At 65.8% G+C, this 14,962-nt stretch carries 16 protein-coding genes; 7 read left to right on the top strand and 9 right to left on the bottom strand.

From position 1 onward, the window contains the following. Together GBZ26_RS17635 and GBZ26_RS17630 are read left to right on the top strand one after the other, a co-directional pair. Nucleotides 1–911: large ribosomal subunit assembly factor BipA (locus GBZ26_RS17635; protein WP_486598847.1), on the top strand; the 911-nt coding region annotated here is incomplete at its 5' end. Between the two features lie 109 nt (nt 912–1,020). Then, entirely contained in the window at nt 1,021–1,494 is a 474-nt protein-coding gene (locus GBZ26_RS17630; protein ID WP_174439946.1) for an OsmC family protein, read from the top strand. Between the two features lie 38 nt (nt 1,495–1,532). Here the strand turns inward: GBZ26_RS17630 and GBZ26_RS17625 are convergent, their stop codons facing one another. The 3 genes from GBZ26_RS17625 to GBZ26_RS17615 form a co-directional block, all read right to left on the bottom strand. Further along, nucleotides 1,533–1,715 (bottom strand): hypothetical protein, encoded by a 183-nt coding sequence (locus GBZ26_RS17625; RefSeq protein WP_174439945.1) that lies wholly within the window; start codon nt 1,713–1,715, stop codon nt 1,533–1,535. Continuing rightward, nucleotides 1,715–1,891, bottom strand: a complete 177-nt coding sequence (locus GBZ26_RS17620; RefSeq protein WP_174439944.1) for a CsbD family protein — start codon at nt 1,889–1,891, stop codon at nt 1,715–1,717. Before GBZ26_RS17620 ends, GBZ26_RS17625 begins: the two co-directional genes overlap by 1 nt. 121 nt (nt 1,892–2,012) lie before the next feature. Beyond that, on the bottom strand, nt 2,013–2,426 hold the full coding sequence (locus tag GBZ26_RS17615; RefSeq protein ID WP_246653610.1) for an HIT domain-containing protein: 414 nt from the start codon (nt 2,424–2,426) through the stop codon (nt 2,013–2,015). A 424-nt stretch (nt 2,427–2,850) separates the two neighbouring features. Between GBZ26_RS17615 and GBZ26_RS17610 the strand changes: the two genes are divergently transcribed. Then, the gene (locus tag GBZ26_RS17610) at nt 2,851–5,460 is read left to right on the top strand and encodes a glycosyltransferase (RefSeq protein ID WP_014240703.1); all 2,610 of its coding nucleotides are present in this window, start codon (nt 2,851–2,853) and stop codon (nt 5,458–5,460) included. Nucleotides 5,461–5,551: 91 nt separating this feature from the next. On the opposite strand, the gene GBZ26_RS17605 is transcribed toward GBZ26_RS17610, so the two are convergent. Then, a complete protein-coding gene (locus GBZ26_RS17605) occupies nt 5,552–5,836 on the bottom strand; it encodes a hypothetical protein (protein ID WP_174439943.1) in 285 nt (94 codons plus the stop codon). A gap of 300 nt (nt 5,837–6,136) precedes the next feature. Here GBZ26_RS17605 and GBZ26_RS17600 point away from each other — a divergent pair, with 300 nt between their 5' ends. Both GBZ26_RS17600 and GBZ26_RS17595 read left to right on the top strand, forming a co-directional pair. Beyond that, a complete protein-coding gene (locus tag GBZ26_RS17600) occupies nt 6,137–6,871 on the top strand; it encodes a Crp/Fnr family transcriptional regulator (protein ID WP_246653612.1) in 735 nt (244 codons plus the stop codon). Nucleotides 6,872–7,106: 235 nt separating this feature from the next. Next, the gene (locus tag GBZ26_RS17595; RefSeq protein ID WP_174439942.1) at nt 7,107–7,520 is read left to right on the top strand and encodes a response regulator; all 414 of its coding nucleotides are present in this window, start codon (nt 7,107–7,109) and stop codon (nt 7,518–7,520) included. 25 nt (nt 7,521–7,545) lie between these two features. Here GBZ26_RS17595 and GBZ26_RS17590 read toward each other — a convergent pair whose 3' ends face one another. After that, nucleotides 7,546–8,253 (bottom strand): cyclic nucleotide-binding domain-containing protein, encoded by a 708-nt coding sequence (locus GBZ26_RS17590; RefSeq protein ID WP_174439941.1) that lies wholly within the window; start codon nt 8,251–8,253, stop codon nt 7,546–7,548. Between the two features lie 160 nt (nt 8,254–8,413). Here GBZ26_RS17590 and GBZ26_RS17585 point away from each other — a divergent pair, with 160 nt between their 5' ends. Next, nucleotides 8,414–8,827 (top strand): hypothetical protein, encoded by a 414-nt coding sequence (locus tag GBZ26_RS17585; RefSeq protein ID WP_014240695.1) that lies wholly within the window; start codon nt 8,414–8,416, stop codon nt 8,825–8,827. Here GBZ26_RS17585 and GBZ26_RS17580 read toward each other — a convergent pair. Both GBZ26_RS17580 and GBZ26_RS17575 read right to left on the bottom strand, forming a co-directional pair. Continuing rightward, nucleotides 8,799–9,338 (bottom strand): isoprenylcysteine carboxyl methyltransferase family protein, encoded by a 540-nt coding sequence (locus GBZ26_RS17580; protein ID WP_174439940.1) that lies wholly within the window; start codon nt 9,336–9,338, stop codon nt 8,799–8,801. The two genes, GBZ26_RS17585 and GBZ26_RS17580, sit on opposite strands and share 29 nt — an antisense overlap. 11 nt (nt 9,339–9,349) lie before the next feature. Next, a complete protein-coding gene (locus GBZ26_RS17575; protein WP_174439939.1) occupies nt 9,350–10,399 on the bottom strand; it encodes a type III polyketide synthase in 1,050 nt (349 codons plus the stop codon). Between the two features lie 166 nt (nt 10,400–10,565). Here GBZ26_RS17575 and GBZ26_RS17570 point away from each other — a divergent pair, with 166 nt between their 5' ends. Then, nucleotides 10,566–11,291, top strand: coding sequence for a DUF502 domain-containing protein (locus GBZ26_RS17570; RefSeq protein ID WP_174439938.1), 726 nt, complete (start codon nt 10,566–10,568; stop codon nt 11,289–11,291). A gap of 14 nt (nt 11,292–11,305) precedes the next feature. On the opposite strand, the gene GBZ26_RS17565 is transcribed toward GBZ26_RS17570, so the two are convergent. Together GBZ26_RS17565 and recG are read right to left on the bottom strand one after the other, a co-directional pair. After that, a complete protein-coding gene (locus GBZ26_RS17565; protein WP_174439937.1) occupies nt 11,306–12,295 on the bottom strand; it encodes a hypothetical protein in 990 nt (329 codons plus the stop codon). A gap of 453 nt (nt 12,296–12,748) precedes the next feature. Continuing rightward, complete coding sequence (gene recG / locus GBZ26_RS17560) at nt 12,749–14,830, bottom strand: ATP-dependent DNA helicase RecG (protein ID WP_174439936.1); 2,082 nt, start codon at nt 14,828–14,830, stop codon at nt 12,749–12,751. Nucleotides 14,831–14,962: the final 132 nt, after the last annotated feature.

Genomic DNA, 14,962 nt, shown 5'->3' with positions numbered 1-14,962 from the left:
CCCTGGCGATGACCTTCTCGGTCAACGACAGCCCGCTGGCCGGTCGCGAGGGTGACAAGGTCACCAGCCGCATGATCCGCGACCGCCTGATGCGCGAAGCCGAAGGCAACGTCGCCCTGCGCGTCAGCGACACCGAGGGCGGCGACGCCTTCGAGGTGGCGGGCCGCGGCGAACTGCAGCTCGGCATCCTCATCGAGACGATGCGCCGCGAGGGCTACGAGCTGGCCATCAGCCGTCCGCGCGTGCTGTTCAAGACCGATCCGCTGAACGGCCAGCGCCTGGAGCCGATCGAGGAAGTCGTCGTCGACGTGGACGAGGAGTTCTCCGGCACCGTCGTGCAGAAGATGGCGGAGCGCAAGGCGGACCTCATCGAGATGCGTCCGTCGGGCGGCAACAAGACCCGCATCGTCTTCCACGCCCCGTCGCGCGGCCTGATCGGCTATCAGGGCGAGTTCCTGACCGACACCCGCGGCACCGGCATCATGAACCGGCTGTTCCACGGCTACGCTCCCTACAAGGGCACGATCGCCGGCCGGCGCACCGGCGTGCTGATCTCCAACGCCGACGGCACCGCGGTCGCCTACGCGCTGTGGAACCTGGAGGATCGCGGCCCGATGCTGATCGATCCGGGCGTTCCGGTCTATCAGGGCATGATCATCGGCGAGCACACCCGCGGCAACGACCTTGAGGTCAACGTCATCAAGGGCAAGCAGCTCACCAACATCCGCACCACCAGCAAGGACGAGGCGGTCCGCCTGACCCCGCCGATCCAGATGACGCTGGAGCGCGCCCTGTCCTACATCGGCGACGACGAGCTGGTGGAGGTGACGCCGAAGTCCATCCGCCTGCGCAAGCGCTATCTCGACCCGAACGAGCGCAAGCGCCACGCCCGCGCGGCGGAAGCCAGCTGAGCCTTTGGGACATAGCGTTCATGGGATTTCGGGAGGGCTTCGGCTCTCCCGTTTTCTTTTCAGCACCGGTGTTCGCGGGTACCCTCTGGGAAAAGCATGCGGAGGGGTCATGTCAGGACGCGAGCACCAATACGGCACGACGGTGACCTGGACCGGCAACCAGGGAACCGGAACCTCCGGCTACAAGGCTTACAGCCGCGATCTTGAGATCACCGCGCCCGGCAAGCCACCGATCCCCGGCTCGTCCGACCCGGCCTTCCGCGGCGATCCCGCGCGCTACAATCCTGAGGACATGCTCGTGGCCTCGCTCTCGGCCTGCCACATGCTGTGGTACCTGCATCTGTGCGCCGTGAGCGGCATTACCGTGACCGCCTACACGGACGAGGCCGCCGGAACGATGGGCGAGGACGCTGATGGCGGGGGTCGTTTCACCGACGTCGTGCTGCGCCCGCAGGTTACCCTCGCTCCCGGCAGCGATTCCGCAAAGGCCGAGGCCTTGCATCACGAAGCCCACGGGAAGTGCTTCATCGCCAATTCCGTGAATTTCCCGGTGCGGGTCGAGGCGCAAATCACCATCGAATGACGAAGAAAAACCCCCGTCCGAATGGAAGGGGGCAATTCCTAGTCCCTCAAGCTCTTCTTCTTGATGTCGGGCTTCTCGCCCAGCTCATCGAACTTTTCCTGAACGGGCTTGTCCGGGTCGCCCGAGGCCTGCCCGGTTTCCTCGATGAGCTTGTCCTCGATCCGCTGGGCGGCGTCGGACGGGGCATCGTCCTTGCGATGCCCCCGCTCATCCGCGCCCATCACTTGTCGCCTTTGAGGATGTCCTTCACCTTGCCGACGACCTTGTCCAGCTTGCCCTCGGCCTTGTCGGCGCGGCCTTCGTCCTTGAGGTCCTGATTGCCGGTCAGGTCGCCGGTCTGCTTCTTGACCTCACCCTTCAACTCCTTACCGGCACCGGTGATGCGATCGGTGTTCATGGTGCCCACTCCTTTGATCGGTGAATGTTTCAGGGACCGTAAACAAGGCCGCAGGAGAAACGTCACGTCTTCGCTTGGTTGAAAAAGGAGAGGTGTCCGCCGCGTTCGGTTTCGCCGGCCCTCACTTTTGGCGCAACCCTTCCCCGATCTTTCGGATCAGGGTGTTTCGCTCCTCCGGGCTGTAGCGCTCCGCGAAGCCCGATCCCCATACCGGCCCCGGCCATGCCGGGTCCGCCTTGGAGCGGGCAATGACGTGGATATGAAGTTGCGGGACCAGATTGCCCAAGGCGCCGACGTTGATCTTGTCCGGGGCGAACAGGCTCTCCAGCGTGCGCGAGGCCAGGGCGATCTCGTCCACCAGCCGGTGCTGATCCTCTCGGGGCAGTTGGTGGATCTCCGTCAGGCCGTGCCGGGCTGGAACCAGGATCAGCCACGGCCACACCCGGTTGTCCATCAGCAGAACGCGGCACAGCGGCCATTCGGCGATCGGGGCGGTGTCAGCCTGCAAACGGTCGTGCAGATGGAACATCATCATGGGGTCCCGTGTCTTCCCTTCGGCTCGCAAGGATTTTGTTAGAGCACTCGGGGGATGAAAACGCCCATCTGGTGCGTTCGTCCAGTGGGGATTACCGCCACCGCGGGGCTGGCTGACGGCGCGTCGGAGTGGGACTGGTTGCGGGACTAGGAAAAATGTATAAACTGCCGCACGATCTTTATTCGGTCCGATGATGTTCCGGTCGGTGGCGTTCGGTCTTCCGGCTTATATGGATCGCGCGGCGGAGTTTGGACGTTCCTGCAACCAGGGTGATGGGTACGGGTGTTCGGTCCGAAGGTGGCGTCGGGGCGGCGAGTCCCCCTGCGCGCCGATCCGGTTGAACCCTTACTGAGTTGAATGATGCCCGGCCGGGGCGGACAAAGCCAGGACGGCCGGCAGACGTTTGGGACAAAGAAAGACGGTCATGCGCAAGTCGGCGATCGCGGCTCTCCTTCTCGTGATCCTGGGCAACATCGGAGTCTGGGCGCTGTGGAACCGCCCGGTCGCCGAACGTTCCTGGGGCGGCGCCATCAGCGGCGTCGGCTACACGCCCTTCCATCCGGACAAGAGCCCCTCCAAGGGCGATAAGGCCTCGGCGGAGGACATCGAGAAGGACATGAAGGCCCTGGAGGGGTCGGTCAAGGGCGTGCGCATCTACTCCACCACCGACGGGTCGGAGCAGACGGCGCCCATCGCCCGCAAGTACGGGATTCCGATCACCGCCGGCGCCTGGATCGCCGGCAAGCCGGAAATCGACGAGCCGGAGATCAACGGCCTGATCAAGCTGGCGCGCGACAACAACAACGTCCGCCGCGTCCTGGTCGGCAACGAGGCGATCCTGCGCGCCGACGTCACCGTCCCGCAGGCCATCGAATACATCAAGCGCGTGAAGAAGAAGGTCAACGTCCCGGTCTCCACCGCGGAGCCGTGGCACGTCTGGCTGGAGCATCCGGAACTCGCCGACGCCGTGGACTTCCTGGCCGTCCACCTTCTGCCCTACTGGGAAGGCGTGCCCGCCGACCAGTCGGTCGATTACGCCATGTTCCGCTACAACGAGCTGAAGACCAAGTTTCCGAACAAGCACATCCTGATCTCGGAAATCGGCTGGCCGGCGGACGGCCCATGGCGCCGTGGCGCCGAGGCGAGCCAGGTCAACCAGGCCAAGTTCATCCGCACCTTCCTGAACGTCGCGGCGCAGAACAAGCTCGACTACTTCATCATGGAGGCCTTCGACCAGCCCTGGAAGCGGGAGATCGAAGGCACCGCCGGCACCAGCTGGGGCCTGTGGGACGCGTGGCGCAAGCCGAAGTTCCCGATGATCGGCGAGGTGACGGAACTGCGGAACTGGCCGCTGCTCTGCGGGATCTCCATCGCGGTGGGCTTCCTGCCGCTCGTCTTCTTCCTGTGGCGCCGCGGCGGCGACCTGAAGTTCGGCGGGCAGGTCTTCTACGGCGCGATGATCCAGGGCGTGTCGTCGGTGCTGGTCTTCACCTTCACCGCGGCCAGCGTCGCCGGTCTCGCCACCACCACGGAGATTGCCTGGGGCATCCTGGTCTTCTGCCAGCTCGTCCTGCTCGCCGTCATGCTGATCGACGGACTTGAGCTGACGGAAGTCGTCTGGCAGGACCGCTTCAAGCGCAAGTTCCAGCCCTGCTCGGCGGCCCCCCTGCCCAACGCGCCGAAGGTGTCCATCCATGTGCCCTGCTACAACGAGCCTCCGCACATGGTCATGGAGACTCTGGACGCGCTGGCCCGGCTGGACTACCCGAACTACGAGGTCCTGCTGCTCGACAACAACACCAAGGACCCGGCGGTGTGGCGCCCGGTTGAGGAGTACTGTCGCAAGCTCGGGCCGAAATTCCGCTTCTTCCACCTGGACAACTGGCCGGGCTTCAAGGCCGGCGCGCTGAATTTCGGCCTCGCCCAGACGGCGCCGGATGCCCAGCACATCGCCGTCATCGACAGCGACTATCAGGTCCATCCCGACTGGCTGAAGGCGACCATTCCCCACTTCAACCGGCCGGAGGTCGGTTTCGTGCAGTCCCCGCAGGATTACCGGGACTGGAGCCACGACCTGTTCCAGCGGATGATCAACTGGGAATACGCCGGCTTCTTCCACATCGGCATGATCCAGCGCAACGAGCGCAACGCGATCATCCAGCACGGCACCATGACCATCATCCGAAAGTCCGCGCTGGAGGAGGTCGGCCGCTGGGGCGAGTGGTGCATCACCGAGGACGCCGACCTCGGCCTGCGCCTGTTCGAGCACAAGTACGAAGCCGTCTACATGCCGGAAAGCTACGGCAAGGGTCTCGTCCCCGACAGCTTCTCCGCCTACAAGACGCAGCGCTTCCGCTGGGCCTACGGCGCCGTGCAGATCCTCAAGCACCACTGGCGCGACCTGCTGCCGGGCGGTCCGCGCCTGACCGCCGGCCAGAAGTATCACTTCATCACCGGCTGGCTGCCCTGGTTCGCCGACGCCGCCCACATGATCTTCGGCATCGCCGGCATCATCTGGTCGCTCGGCCTGCTGGCCTTCCCGAAGTATTTCGAGTTCCCGCCCAGCGTCTTCATGATCCCGACGCTCAGCGTCTTCGCCTTCAAGGTCGGTGCCTCGCTCTGGCTGTACGAGGCGCGGGTGAAGTGCGGCTTCTGGGACAAGGTGGGGGCGGCCATCGCCGGCATGGCGCTGACCCACACGGTGGGCCGCGCCATGTGGCTGGGCATGTTCACCTCCGGGCGCCCCTTCGTCCGCACGCCGAAGTGTGAGAACCAGCCGGCGCTGATGCAGGCCTTCCTGATGGCGCGGGAGGAGATCGCGCTGCTGCTGGGCCTGTGGGGCGCCGCCCTCGCCATCGTGGTGGTGTTCGGTCACGAGAACCGCGACGCCTTCATGTGGTCGGGCCTGCTGGTCGTGCAGTCGCTGCCCTACCTTTCTGCCTTCATCACCGCGCTGATCAATGCCTTCCCGAACATCGGGCTGGGCAAGCGGCGCCCGGAACCGACGGAAGCCGCCGGAGCCGGAGCGGACTGACCTTCTCTGTTTGTCGAATCGCACACGAGGAGAGCCCCGCCGCCACGACGGGGCTCATCTTTTTTCCCACCCGTCGAGGCCGGCCGGATGCTCAGTCCTGGGAACCGCCGTCGGCCAACTGCCCGACTCCGACATGAGCCGACGTGGGATGGGCGGCGTTCACCTGGATCATCAGCCGTTCAACGATCTGCAACGCCAAGCGATGCAGGTTCGGGTCCTCGCCCTTCGGGTCGCGATTTTGATGGGCGGCAGCGGCATCTTCGAGCGCGGCATGCGCTTCTTCGAGCCGTAGGACACCGCGTTCCACCAATGCGAGCATAAGGGATTCACAAATCGAGAGGGCAGCCAATCCCGCCGCATCCCGCTCCGCCGCCATGCCGCCCCCCGCACTCATCTGTTACCACCGACGGCCGTTCAAAACCCCATACGGCCAATGCCACCAACAGTTTTGTATATGATCCCTCACCTGTCCGGTCGAGAAAATCTGACCCCTATTAACCTATGTTATAGATGGTTTTATCGTTTGGCTTAATCGTTCGAGGCCGCCCGGAATTGGGCTGGCAGTGGCACTCGCTTAGGGGCCATAACAATTGGACGATCAAAGGCTGGAACAGAAATGACCCGCGCCCAGGCCAACATACCGTCATCTCCACTGGGGCGCAAGATAACGAGTTACATGAGTCTGACAGATGAGGAGAAGAGTTTCCTCAACGAGTTGGAGCGCAATGTTACCAGGCACGGTTCGCGATCCGATCTTCTCCAACAGGGCGAACGCTACGGTTGTGTGCGCGTGATGCGCAAAGGCTGGGCGATCCGTCACAAGGCGCTTCCCGATGGGCGGCGGCAGGTCGTCAATTTTGTCCTGCCTGGGGACATCATCGGCTTTTACTGCAATCTGTTCGAGACGGCGGACCATGGCGTCACGACCCTGACCCCGGCGGAGGTCGCCAACTTCCAGCCGGAACGCATCATCGAACTGTTCAAGCTCTTCCCCCGTCTGGCCGCCGCCCTTGCCTGGTCGGGCGCGAAGGAGGAGGCGATCATCGCCGAACGCCTGCTCAGCGTCGGACGCCGCACCGCGCTGGAGCGCACCGCCCACCTGATCGTCGAGCTGCTGCGGCGGTTGAGCATTGTCGGGCTGGTCGAGGAGGGGCGCTTCACCCTGCCGGTCACCCAGGAAATCCTGGCCGACGCGCTGGGCCTCAGCATCGTTCACATCAACCGGACGCTCCGCCGTCTGCGCGACATCGGGCTGATCGATCTGGCAGGCCAGCAGATCACCGTCCACGACGTGAAGCAACTTGCCTCCGTCGGGCAATTCGATGAGCTGTACCTGCACCTGATCCAGGCACCGAAGCAGCTGGAGCATGCGCTGGACGCCAAGTCCGACCGCAAGCGCGCGGGCGACTGATTACAGTCTCCCATCCCCTTCGATATCCCTCCTTCCGATTAACCTATGACAATGCACCGGTGAGAGGCTCGATATAGAATCTAAATTACCTGCTCGGATAATTGAGCAGATCGACCACCGAGCGGACAGCCGCCATCCCGGGACGGCTTCTCCAGACAGGCCGGACGGAGGGCATCGGGCGACCGGCTTCGCCGTCCTGCTGTTCACTGGTCCACCGCTGTTCATTGGATAACGCATGACCGACGCCCTCCTCGCCGGCCGATCCGCAAGCTCCGGCACGTTGACCGTCGCCCTTCTCGAGGACGACATGGTGTTGTGCCTGTGCATGGAAACCCTGTTCGAGGATTGGGGAATGCTGCTGGTCAGCGCCCCGACTCCTACCGCTCTTCTGGATGCGCTGAACGGCGGGGCCCTCCCCGACATCCTGGTGTCCGACTATCATCTGGGACGGCACGGCAAAGCGCCGGAATCGATAAAGGCGGTGCTGGCGGAAATCGGCTCCGCCCTCCCCGTCATCATCACCACCGGCGACGAGTCGGCGACCACCCAGGCGGATATCCGTGCTGCGGGGTGGCATTTCCTGCCCAAGCCCTACGACCCTGAATCGCTTCGTGCCCTGATCATGACCGTTCTGGGACGGACGGGCTGATCGCCGTCTCCAGGGTCCGGCGCCATCAGACGCCGGCCCGGACGTCCTCCACCAAAGCTTCCAACCGGTGCAGGTCGCGGACGACCAGCGCGTCGGCCCGCCGCTCCACCAGCCCATCGCGGGCGAGATCGTTCAGCACGCGGGAAACCGTTTCCCGGGCAGTGCTCACCCGGCTGGCGATATCGGCATGAACGGGGATCGGAGCGATCACAGCCGCCGGCCCCTCCATCCGCCCGCGCTTGGCGAGCCGCAGCAATTCGGCGTGGACACGGTTGTTGGCGCCCAGCGTGGACAGTTCCATCACCCGGTCGGTGGCGATGCGGACGACCCGGCACAGCCGCCGCATCACCGCCATGGCAAGGTCCGGATGGCCGGACACCAGATCCTGAAAGGGCCGGGGCGCCAGGAAAGCGATCAGAGTCCCCTCCTCCAGCGCCACCGCGGAGGCCGAACGGGGAAGTCCGTCGATGGCCGCCATCTCGCCGAGGAAACCACCGGCCTCGATGTCGTCGAAGCTGATTTCGCGGCCCGTCGGGGAATGGCTCAGCACCCGCACGCGGCCATCGACGACCAGCGCCACATCCCGCGAATCCCCCTGATGATCGATGATCTGCTCGTTCGCATGGAAGCGGCGCCAGCGGCACTGGCGCGCCACGGCGGCGCGCTCCTCCGCGGACAACGGGCTCAGCAACGTGATTCCTTCCAGCCGGGAAGCTCCAGCGTCGGCAGGCACGGGATCGCATCCTTCTAACAACCGCCCTCAAGCGCGACGGGGAGCATAGCCGGGCCTGCGCAAAGGTGGAACCACCTCCCTCCAACGGGTGCCGCTAACGTCCCGTTAACCCTGAAAGCGGCAAAACGGACGGGACGCGCCCACCGGAATTGAGAGAGCCATGTCGTTCCAACTGCCCTCCGGCCCCGTTCCCCGCAGCCTGATCCCCTACGCCGGCCGCGTGGATTCGCAGCGCCTGCTGTCCGTCGTCGCCATCCCCTTCGCCGCGGCCATCGCCATGGCGACCGCCGTGGCGGCAATGGGCGGCGTGACCGACCCCATCGCCGAGGCCGGCGGGCCGATGTACTTCGTCCTGAACTTCGTGAAGTTCTGCTATCTGGCGGTGTCGATGGCCCATCTGTCCGGTGCCCTGGCGGAGCGCGCCAACGGCGGATTGCCCGCCGGCCTGTGGCTGGACGAGATGGACCGCGAGGAGCCCGAGTCCCGCGAATCTTTCTGGCATGCCTTTCCGAACCACCTCGACGGGGCGGCCATCGCCGGCTGCGTCACGATGCTGTGCTTCCTGCTGACCTGAGCGAGCGGCGTCCGGACAGCGCGTCGTCCTCGACACGGATGCGGTGCAGGGTCAGCGGCACGTTCAGAAGCGTGGCCAGCACCGCGATCCACCACGCCCCGAAGACCAGGGGCAGCACGGCCAGTTCGCCCGCCACGACCAGATAGTTGGGGTGGCGGACCCAGCGGAACGGCCCGCGCCGCACCAGCGGCGCGCCGGGCAAGGTGACGATGCGGGTGGTCCAGAACCGCCCCAGCGTGGCGATCACCCAGACCCGTCCGGCCTGAAGCAGCACGAACAGGGCGAGCAGCCACCCGTTGATCGGCGCGTCCGCCGGCACGACGGCGAACAGCAGCGCCAGCCAGCCGGCGTGAAGCCCGACGAACAGCGGGTAATGGGCGGCCCCGACCTCCCGCGCGCCCTCGGCCAGCAGGCGGCGCGTGTTGCGTTGGGCGACGACGAGCTCGCCCAGACGCTGGGCCGCGACCAGCAGCAGGATGACGTGGGGCCAGCCCAGCGGCAGCGTCTCCATGCACGGCGCTCCTAAAGATCGATCTGGGCCAGCGCGGCGGTGAAGCCGGGGCCGAGCGCGCTCATCAAGTGCGGGCCGCGGGCGCCGGACTCGATGCGCCGCTCCAGCACGAACAGCACGCTGGCCGCCGACATGTTGCCGCAGCGGCGCAGCACCGCCCAGGCGTCGTCCAGCCCGGCGGACACCGGAGCGCAGACCTCCTCCAGCGCGTGCAGAACCTTGGCGCCGCCTGGATGCACGATCAGCCCGGCAAGGTCGCCGCGGGCCAGCCGCCGCCGCTCGAGGAAGCCGTCGAGCACCGGCTCCAAACGGCTGCGGATCAGGGTGGGGATGCTCTGGCTGAAGATCACGCCGAGCCCGTCATCCTCGACCCGCCAGCCCATCACGTCCTGCGTTCCGGGCCAGGTGTGCTCCGCCCCGTCGACGAGCCGCGGTCCTTCTCCGTCATCATCGGCGCGCAGCACCACCGCGGCGGCGCCGTCCGCGAACAGGGCGCTGGCGACGACGTTGGTTGGGGTCGCCTCGGCCGAGCGGAAGGCCAGCGTGCAAAGCTCCACCACCAGGAACAGAACCGTCCGCCCCGCCATCGCCTGGGCGATCTGCCCGGCGCGGGTCAATCCCAGCACGCCGCCGGCACAGCCCAGCCCGAACAGCGGCAGCCGCACGGTGTCCGGACGGAAGCCCATGCGTTCCAGCAGCAGCGCCTCCAGGCTGGGCGTGGCGATGCCGGTGGTCGAGGCGCAGACGATGGCGTCCACGTCCTGCGGCCCCAGACCGGCGCGGGCCAACGCCTGCCCGGCCGCCTCTTCCAGCAGGGATAGGGCGCCCTCCCGAAAGGCCGCGGTGCGCTCCGGCCAGCCGCGCGGCTCCATGTACCAGTCGATGGGCATGACGGCGTGGCGGGTTTCGATGCCGGTGTTGGCGAAGACCGGAACCAGCCGATCGAAGTCGCGCATCCGCGGCCCGAAGACGGCCCGCGCGACGCCGAGCGCCTCGTCCTGGCCGAGACGATGGGGCGGCAGGGCGGTGGCGAGCGAGAGGATGCGGGGGATGTGGGTCATTCACAGCGATGTGATGCGCGCGGGGGTGGCGGACCAGCCCCCCGGAGGGAGTTCCTTCGCTTGCTCTCCCGCGACTCTTTCCCGCCGTCCGATACGTCGTTGTGGATTGAGCGGAAGCCACGTCCTGTATCACTATATCGGGCATCGGATTTTCGGGGGTGGGGCGGTGGATCGGAACGAGCAGGACAGCCAGAGCGCGGCGGACGAGAGCGCGTCCCACCGGCCCGCCGGCATCGGCCTGATGGGGCGGCTGCGCGCCTATTTCCTGGCGGGCGTTCTGGTGACGGCGCCGATCGCGGTCACGGTCTATCTCGGCTGGTGGCTGCTGGCCTTCATCGACGGGCATGTCCGGCCGCTGATCCCCTCCGCCTACAACCCGGAGAATTACCTGCCCTTCTCGATCCCCGGCATCGGGGTGCTGACTCTGATCATCGTGCTGACCCTGATCGGCGCCTTCGCCGCCGGCTATGTCGGGCGGCTGGTGGTGCGCATCGGCGAGGGCGTGGTGGAGCGCATGCCGGTCGTCCGCTCCGTCTACGGGGCGGTGAAGCAGATCGTCGAGACGGTGCTCGCCAAGAAGTCCAAGGCCTTCCGCGAGGTGGTTCTGGTGGAGTTCCCGCGCCACGGCATGTGGTCGCTCGGCTTCATCACCGGCGGCGCCCATCCGGAGATCCAGAAGATCTCCGAAGAGGAGATGGTGCACGTCTTCATCCCCTGCGCCCCGCCGACCGCGGGCTATCTGGCGATCCTGCCGCGGCGCGAGGTGACCGTTCTGGACATGACGGTGGAAGACGGGCTGAAGCTGGTGATGTCCGGCGGCATCGTCACCCCGCCGGACCGCAAGCCTCCCCCGCAGCTTCACAAGCTGGATCGGGAACGCAAAAGCGCCTGACCGGTGCGTGTCCCTCAGTAGCTCACCCGGATGCCTTCGCGGTATTGGCGGTCGGCTTTCGCGTTTTCAAAGGGATCGCGCCCGCTCTTGACCTGCGCTTCCAACGCCGCCTTGACCTCTTCGCTGATTTGAACCCTCTGGCCCATTGCCGGAGCTTCCGTCCTTCCCTGCGGTGCCGGCAAGGAGATCGACGGAAAGACCGATTCATCCGCGGAGAATTCACGATCGTGCGCAACCGTATGGGCGGACGGCTGCCCCGTCCGCTCGGCAATCAGAGACGCCGCGTCCCGCTCTCCGAGGGAGCGAAGGGCCCTGTCGATGGACGACAGATCCACGCCGGCGTCCTTCAACTTGTAGGCCGCATCGCCTTCCTTGCGTGTGTACGCCATCCGCGAATCGACGGGCTGCGTCAGGCTGAAGCTCTGGAACGGGTCCAGGACTATACGTTGACCATTGGATTGCGCTCGCAGCAGAGCTGGGTTGGTGCTCTGCGCCATCAGCGAGGCCGAAATCTCGCCGTAAGGTTCCGACCCGCCCTGCCCACGCTGATCCAACAAGGACAGCTTTGCCATAAGCTCATCCCGCTTCGCACTGGTCGCGCTCAAAGCCTTCCTGAAATCGTCCGGCGTGGTGCCGTCGTCGGAGAAAAGGGCGGCGTTCTCATTGTGAGCCATGCGGAACGTCGCCGAGTAGGCCGTGCGCCTGGACTCCTTGAGCCGCTGCTTCAGCGCGTTGTGGACGTCCTCGCCGGTCAGCTTGCCGCTGTCGACCAGCGACGACAACTGCGTCCGTGTTTCGGCGGACAGCGCATTGAACGCCATCAAGGATTCATCACGCAAGGAGGAGGCCAGAGGGCTCAACGACACAGTGTCGGTAAGTCCGGCAGCGCCCGTTGCCGCCCCGGCCCCGGCTCCAAGCGTCGACGAAATAGCGGGGGACGAAACCGGAGACGTTGCGCGCTGGGTCGATCCGCTGACGGGAGAGGAGACATCGGAAATGATCATGGTCGCGTTCCTCGACTGCGGAGAACCAAATCACTGCGCCATCCCACACAGCCACGGCCCGAAGCCAATCAGTTCCAGGTTGACCATGCATTTCCACGTCACCACACAAGGCGTTGGCGAACGAAGGTTGGCAGTCAGCGCATTTCTCAATTGCAGAAAACGGAGAATAACAGCCAAATCGTAGATCGAGGCAACGACAAAATCAATACAAACATTCAACCGCATTTAATGGTTAGGTTTCTAATCATTCCCAATCTAACTGTTTTTAATAATTATAAAAAGCCGAACGCAACACATAGAAGAGTATTTCCCACATGGAAAGACACACGATTACCAACCTTATTTAAAAAAACGAACCACAAATACAGCTGCTCAATATAAAACAATAAAAAAGTTTCAAGGCACTAAAAAATTGGTTAATTTTGATTGAATCAATATTCGCCGAAGGATCACTCACCCCGACCGCAACGTCTTTGCCGCCGCGTCCCGTTCGAACAGGTACAGCAACGTTCGCAGCGCCTGACCGCGCTCGCCGGACAGGTCCGGATCGCGGTCCACGATCAGCTTCGCGTCGTCGCGGGCGGCGGCCAGCAGGTCGCCGTGCACCGCCAGATCGGCCATGCGGAACTCGGGCAGACCCGACTGCCGGGTGCCCAATACCTCGCCCGCGCCGCGCAGCCGCAAATCCTCCTCCGCGATGACGAAGCCGTCCTCGGTGTCGCGCATCGTCTTCAGGCGGGCGCGGGCCGTTTCGGTCAGTTGCGGGTCGAACATCAGCAGGCAGGACGACGGCTTCTCGCCGCGCCCCACCCGGCCGCGGAGCTGGTGAAGCTGGGCGAGGCCGAAGCGCTCGGCGTGCTCGATCACCATGACGGTGGCCTCGGGCACGTTCACGCCGACCTCGATGACCGTGGTGGCGACCAGCACGTCCAGGTTCCCGGCCTGGAAGGCGGCCATCACCGCGTCCTTGTCCGGCCCGCGCATCTTGCCGTGCACCAGCCCCACCCGGTCGCCGAAGGTGGCGCGCAGGAAGGCGTGGCGCTCGGTCGCGGCGGCGAGGTCGGTCTGTTCCGATTCGTCGACCAGCGGGCAGACCCAATAGACCCGCGCGCCCTCCTGCACCTTGCGGTGGATGCCGTGCACCACCTCCTCCAGCCGGTCGAGCGCGATGGTCACGGTCTGGATCGGCTTGCGCCCCGCCGGCTTCTCGGTCAGGCGCGACACGTCCATGTCGCCGTAGGCGGTGAGCGTCAGCGTGCGCGGGATCGGCGTCGCCGTCATCACCAGCACGTCCACCGCCCGCCCCTTGGCGGAGAGCTGGAGCCGCTGGTGGACGCCGAAGCGGTGCTGCTCGTCGATCACCGCCAGGGCGAGGTCCTTGAAGGCGACGTCCTCCTGGAACAGCGCGTGGGTGCCGACCAGCAGCGGCAGTTCGCCCGAGGCCAGCCGGTCCAGCACCGCCTGCCGCGCCTTGCCCTTGTCGCGCCCGGTCAGCAAGGCGAGGTCCACCCCCGCCGCCTTGCACAGCGGGGCGAGGCTTTCGGCGTGCTGGCGGGCCAGGATCTCGGTCGGCGCCATCAGGGCGGCCTGATGACCGGCCTCCACCGCGTTCAGCATCGCCATCAGCGCGACCACCGTCTTGCCGCTGCCCACGTCGCCCTGGAGCAGGCGCAGCATCCGCCGCTCCGCCGCCATGTCCTCGTAGATTTCCTCCAGCGAGCCGGCCTGGGACTTGGTCAGGGAAAAGGGCAGCGCCCCGGCCACCTTGGCGCGCAGCCGCCCGTCGCCCTGGATCACACGGCCGGACAGGCGGCGCTGCTGCATGCGGACCAGCGTCAGGGCGAGCTGGTTCGACAGCAGCTCGTCATAGGCCAGCCTGCGGCGGATCGGGTTGGTCGGGGCGAGGTCGGCCTCGTCCTCCGGCGTGTGGGCGCGGCGGATCGACTCGTGCCAGGTCGGCCAGCCGTTGCGCGACCGCCACGCGGCGTCCTGCCACTCCGGCAGCTCCGGCACGTCGGTCAGCATGGCCCGCACCGCCTTGCGCAGCGTCTTGGCGGGAAGCCCGGCGGTCATCGGGTAGACCGGCTCCACCGCCTCGATCTCGTCCTTCGATTCCAGCGGGACCACGGCGTCGGGGTGGGTGATCTGCGGCGTGTCGTGGAACCACTCGACCTTGCCGGACACCACCACCGTCTTGCCGACCGGCATCTGCCGCTCCAGCCAATCGCCCTTCACATGGAAATAGATCAGCTCCAGCACGCCCGTCTCGTCGGTGCAGCGCACCTTGTAAGGATGGCGGGAATTGTGTGGGGCGGCGTGCGAATCGATGCGCACCGTCATGGTGGCGATCCGCCCGTTCGGCGCCTCGGCGATCTTCGGGGCGTAGCGGCGGTCGATGACCCCGCAAGGCAGGTGCCACAGCAGGTCCACGACCTGCGGACCGGCCAGCTTTTCGACGAGCTTGCCCAGCCGGGGACCGAGGCCGGGGAGCGCCGTCACCGGGCGGAACAGGGGAAAGAGAACGACGGGACGCACGGGAATGGAGTCTCGGCAGCGGGGACACGGGGCCTGTGGCACCCATTCAAGCCCGCCGAGGGGGCTCCGCGTCAAGCACCGCGGTTTCCGAAGACAGCCGGGAGGGAAAAGAAGACGGCGGTGTGCAGGGGT

This window comes from Azospirillum formosense (assembly GCF_013340925.1).
Classification (GTDB): Bacteria; Pseudomonadota; Alphaproteobacteria; order Azospirillales; family Azospirillaceae; genus Azospirillum; species Azospirillum formosense.
Note: the sequence above shows the minus strand (reverse complement) of the source record. Positions and strands in the feature narration are given on the sequence as shown.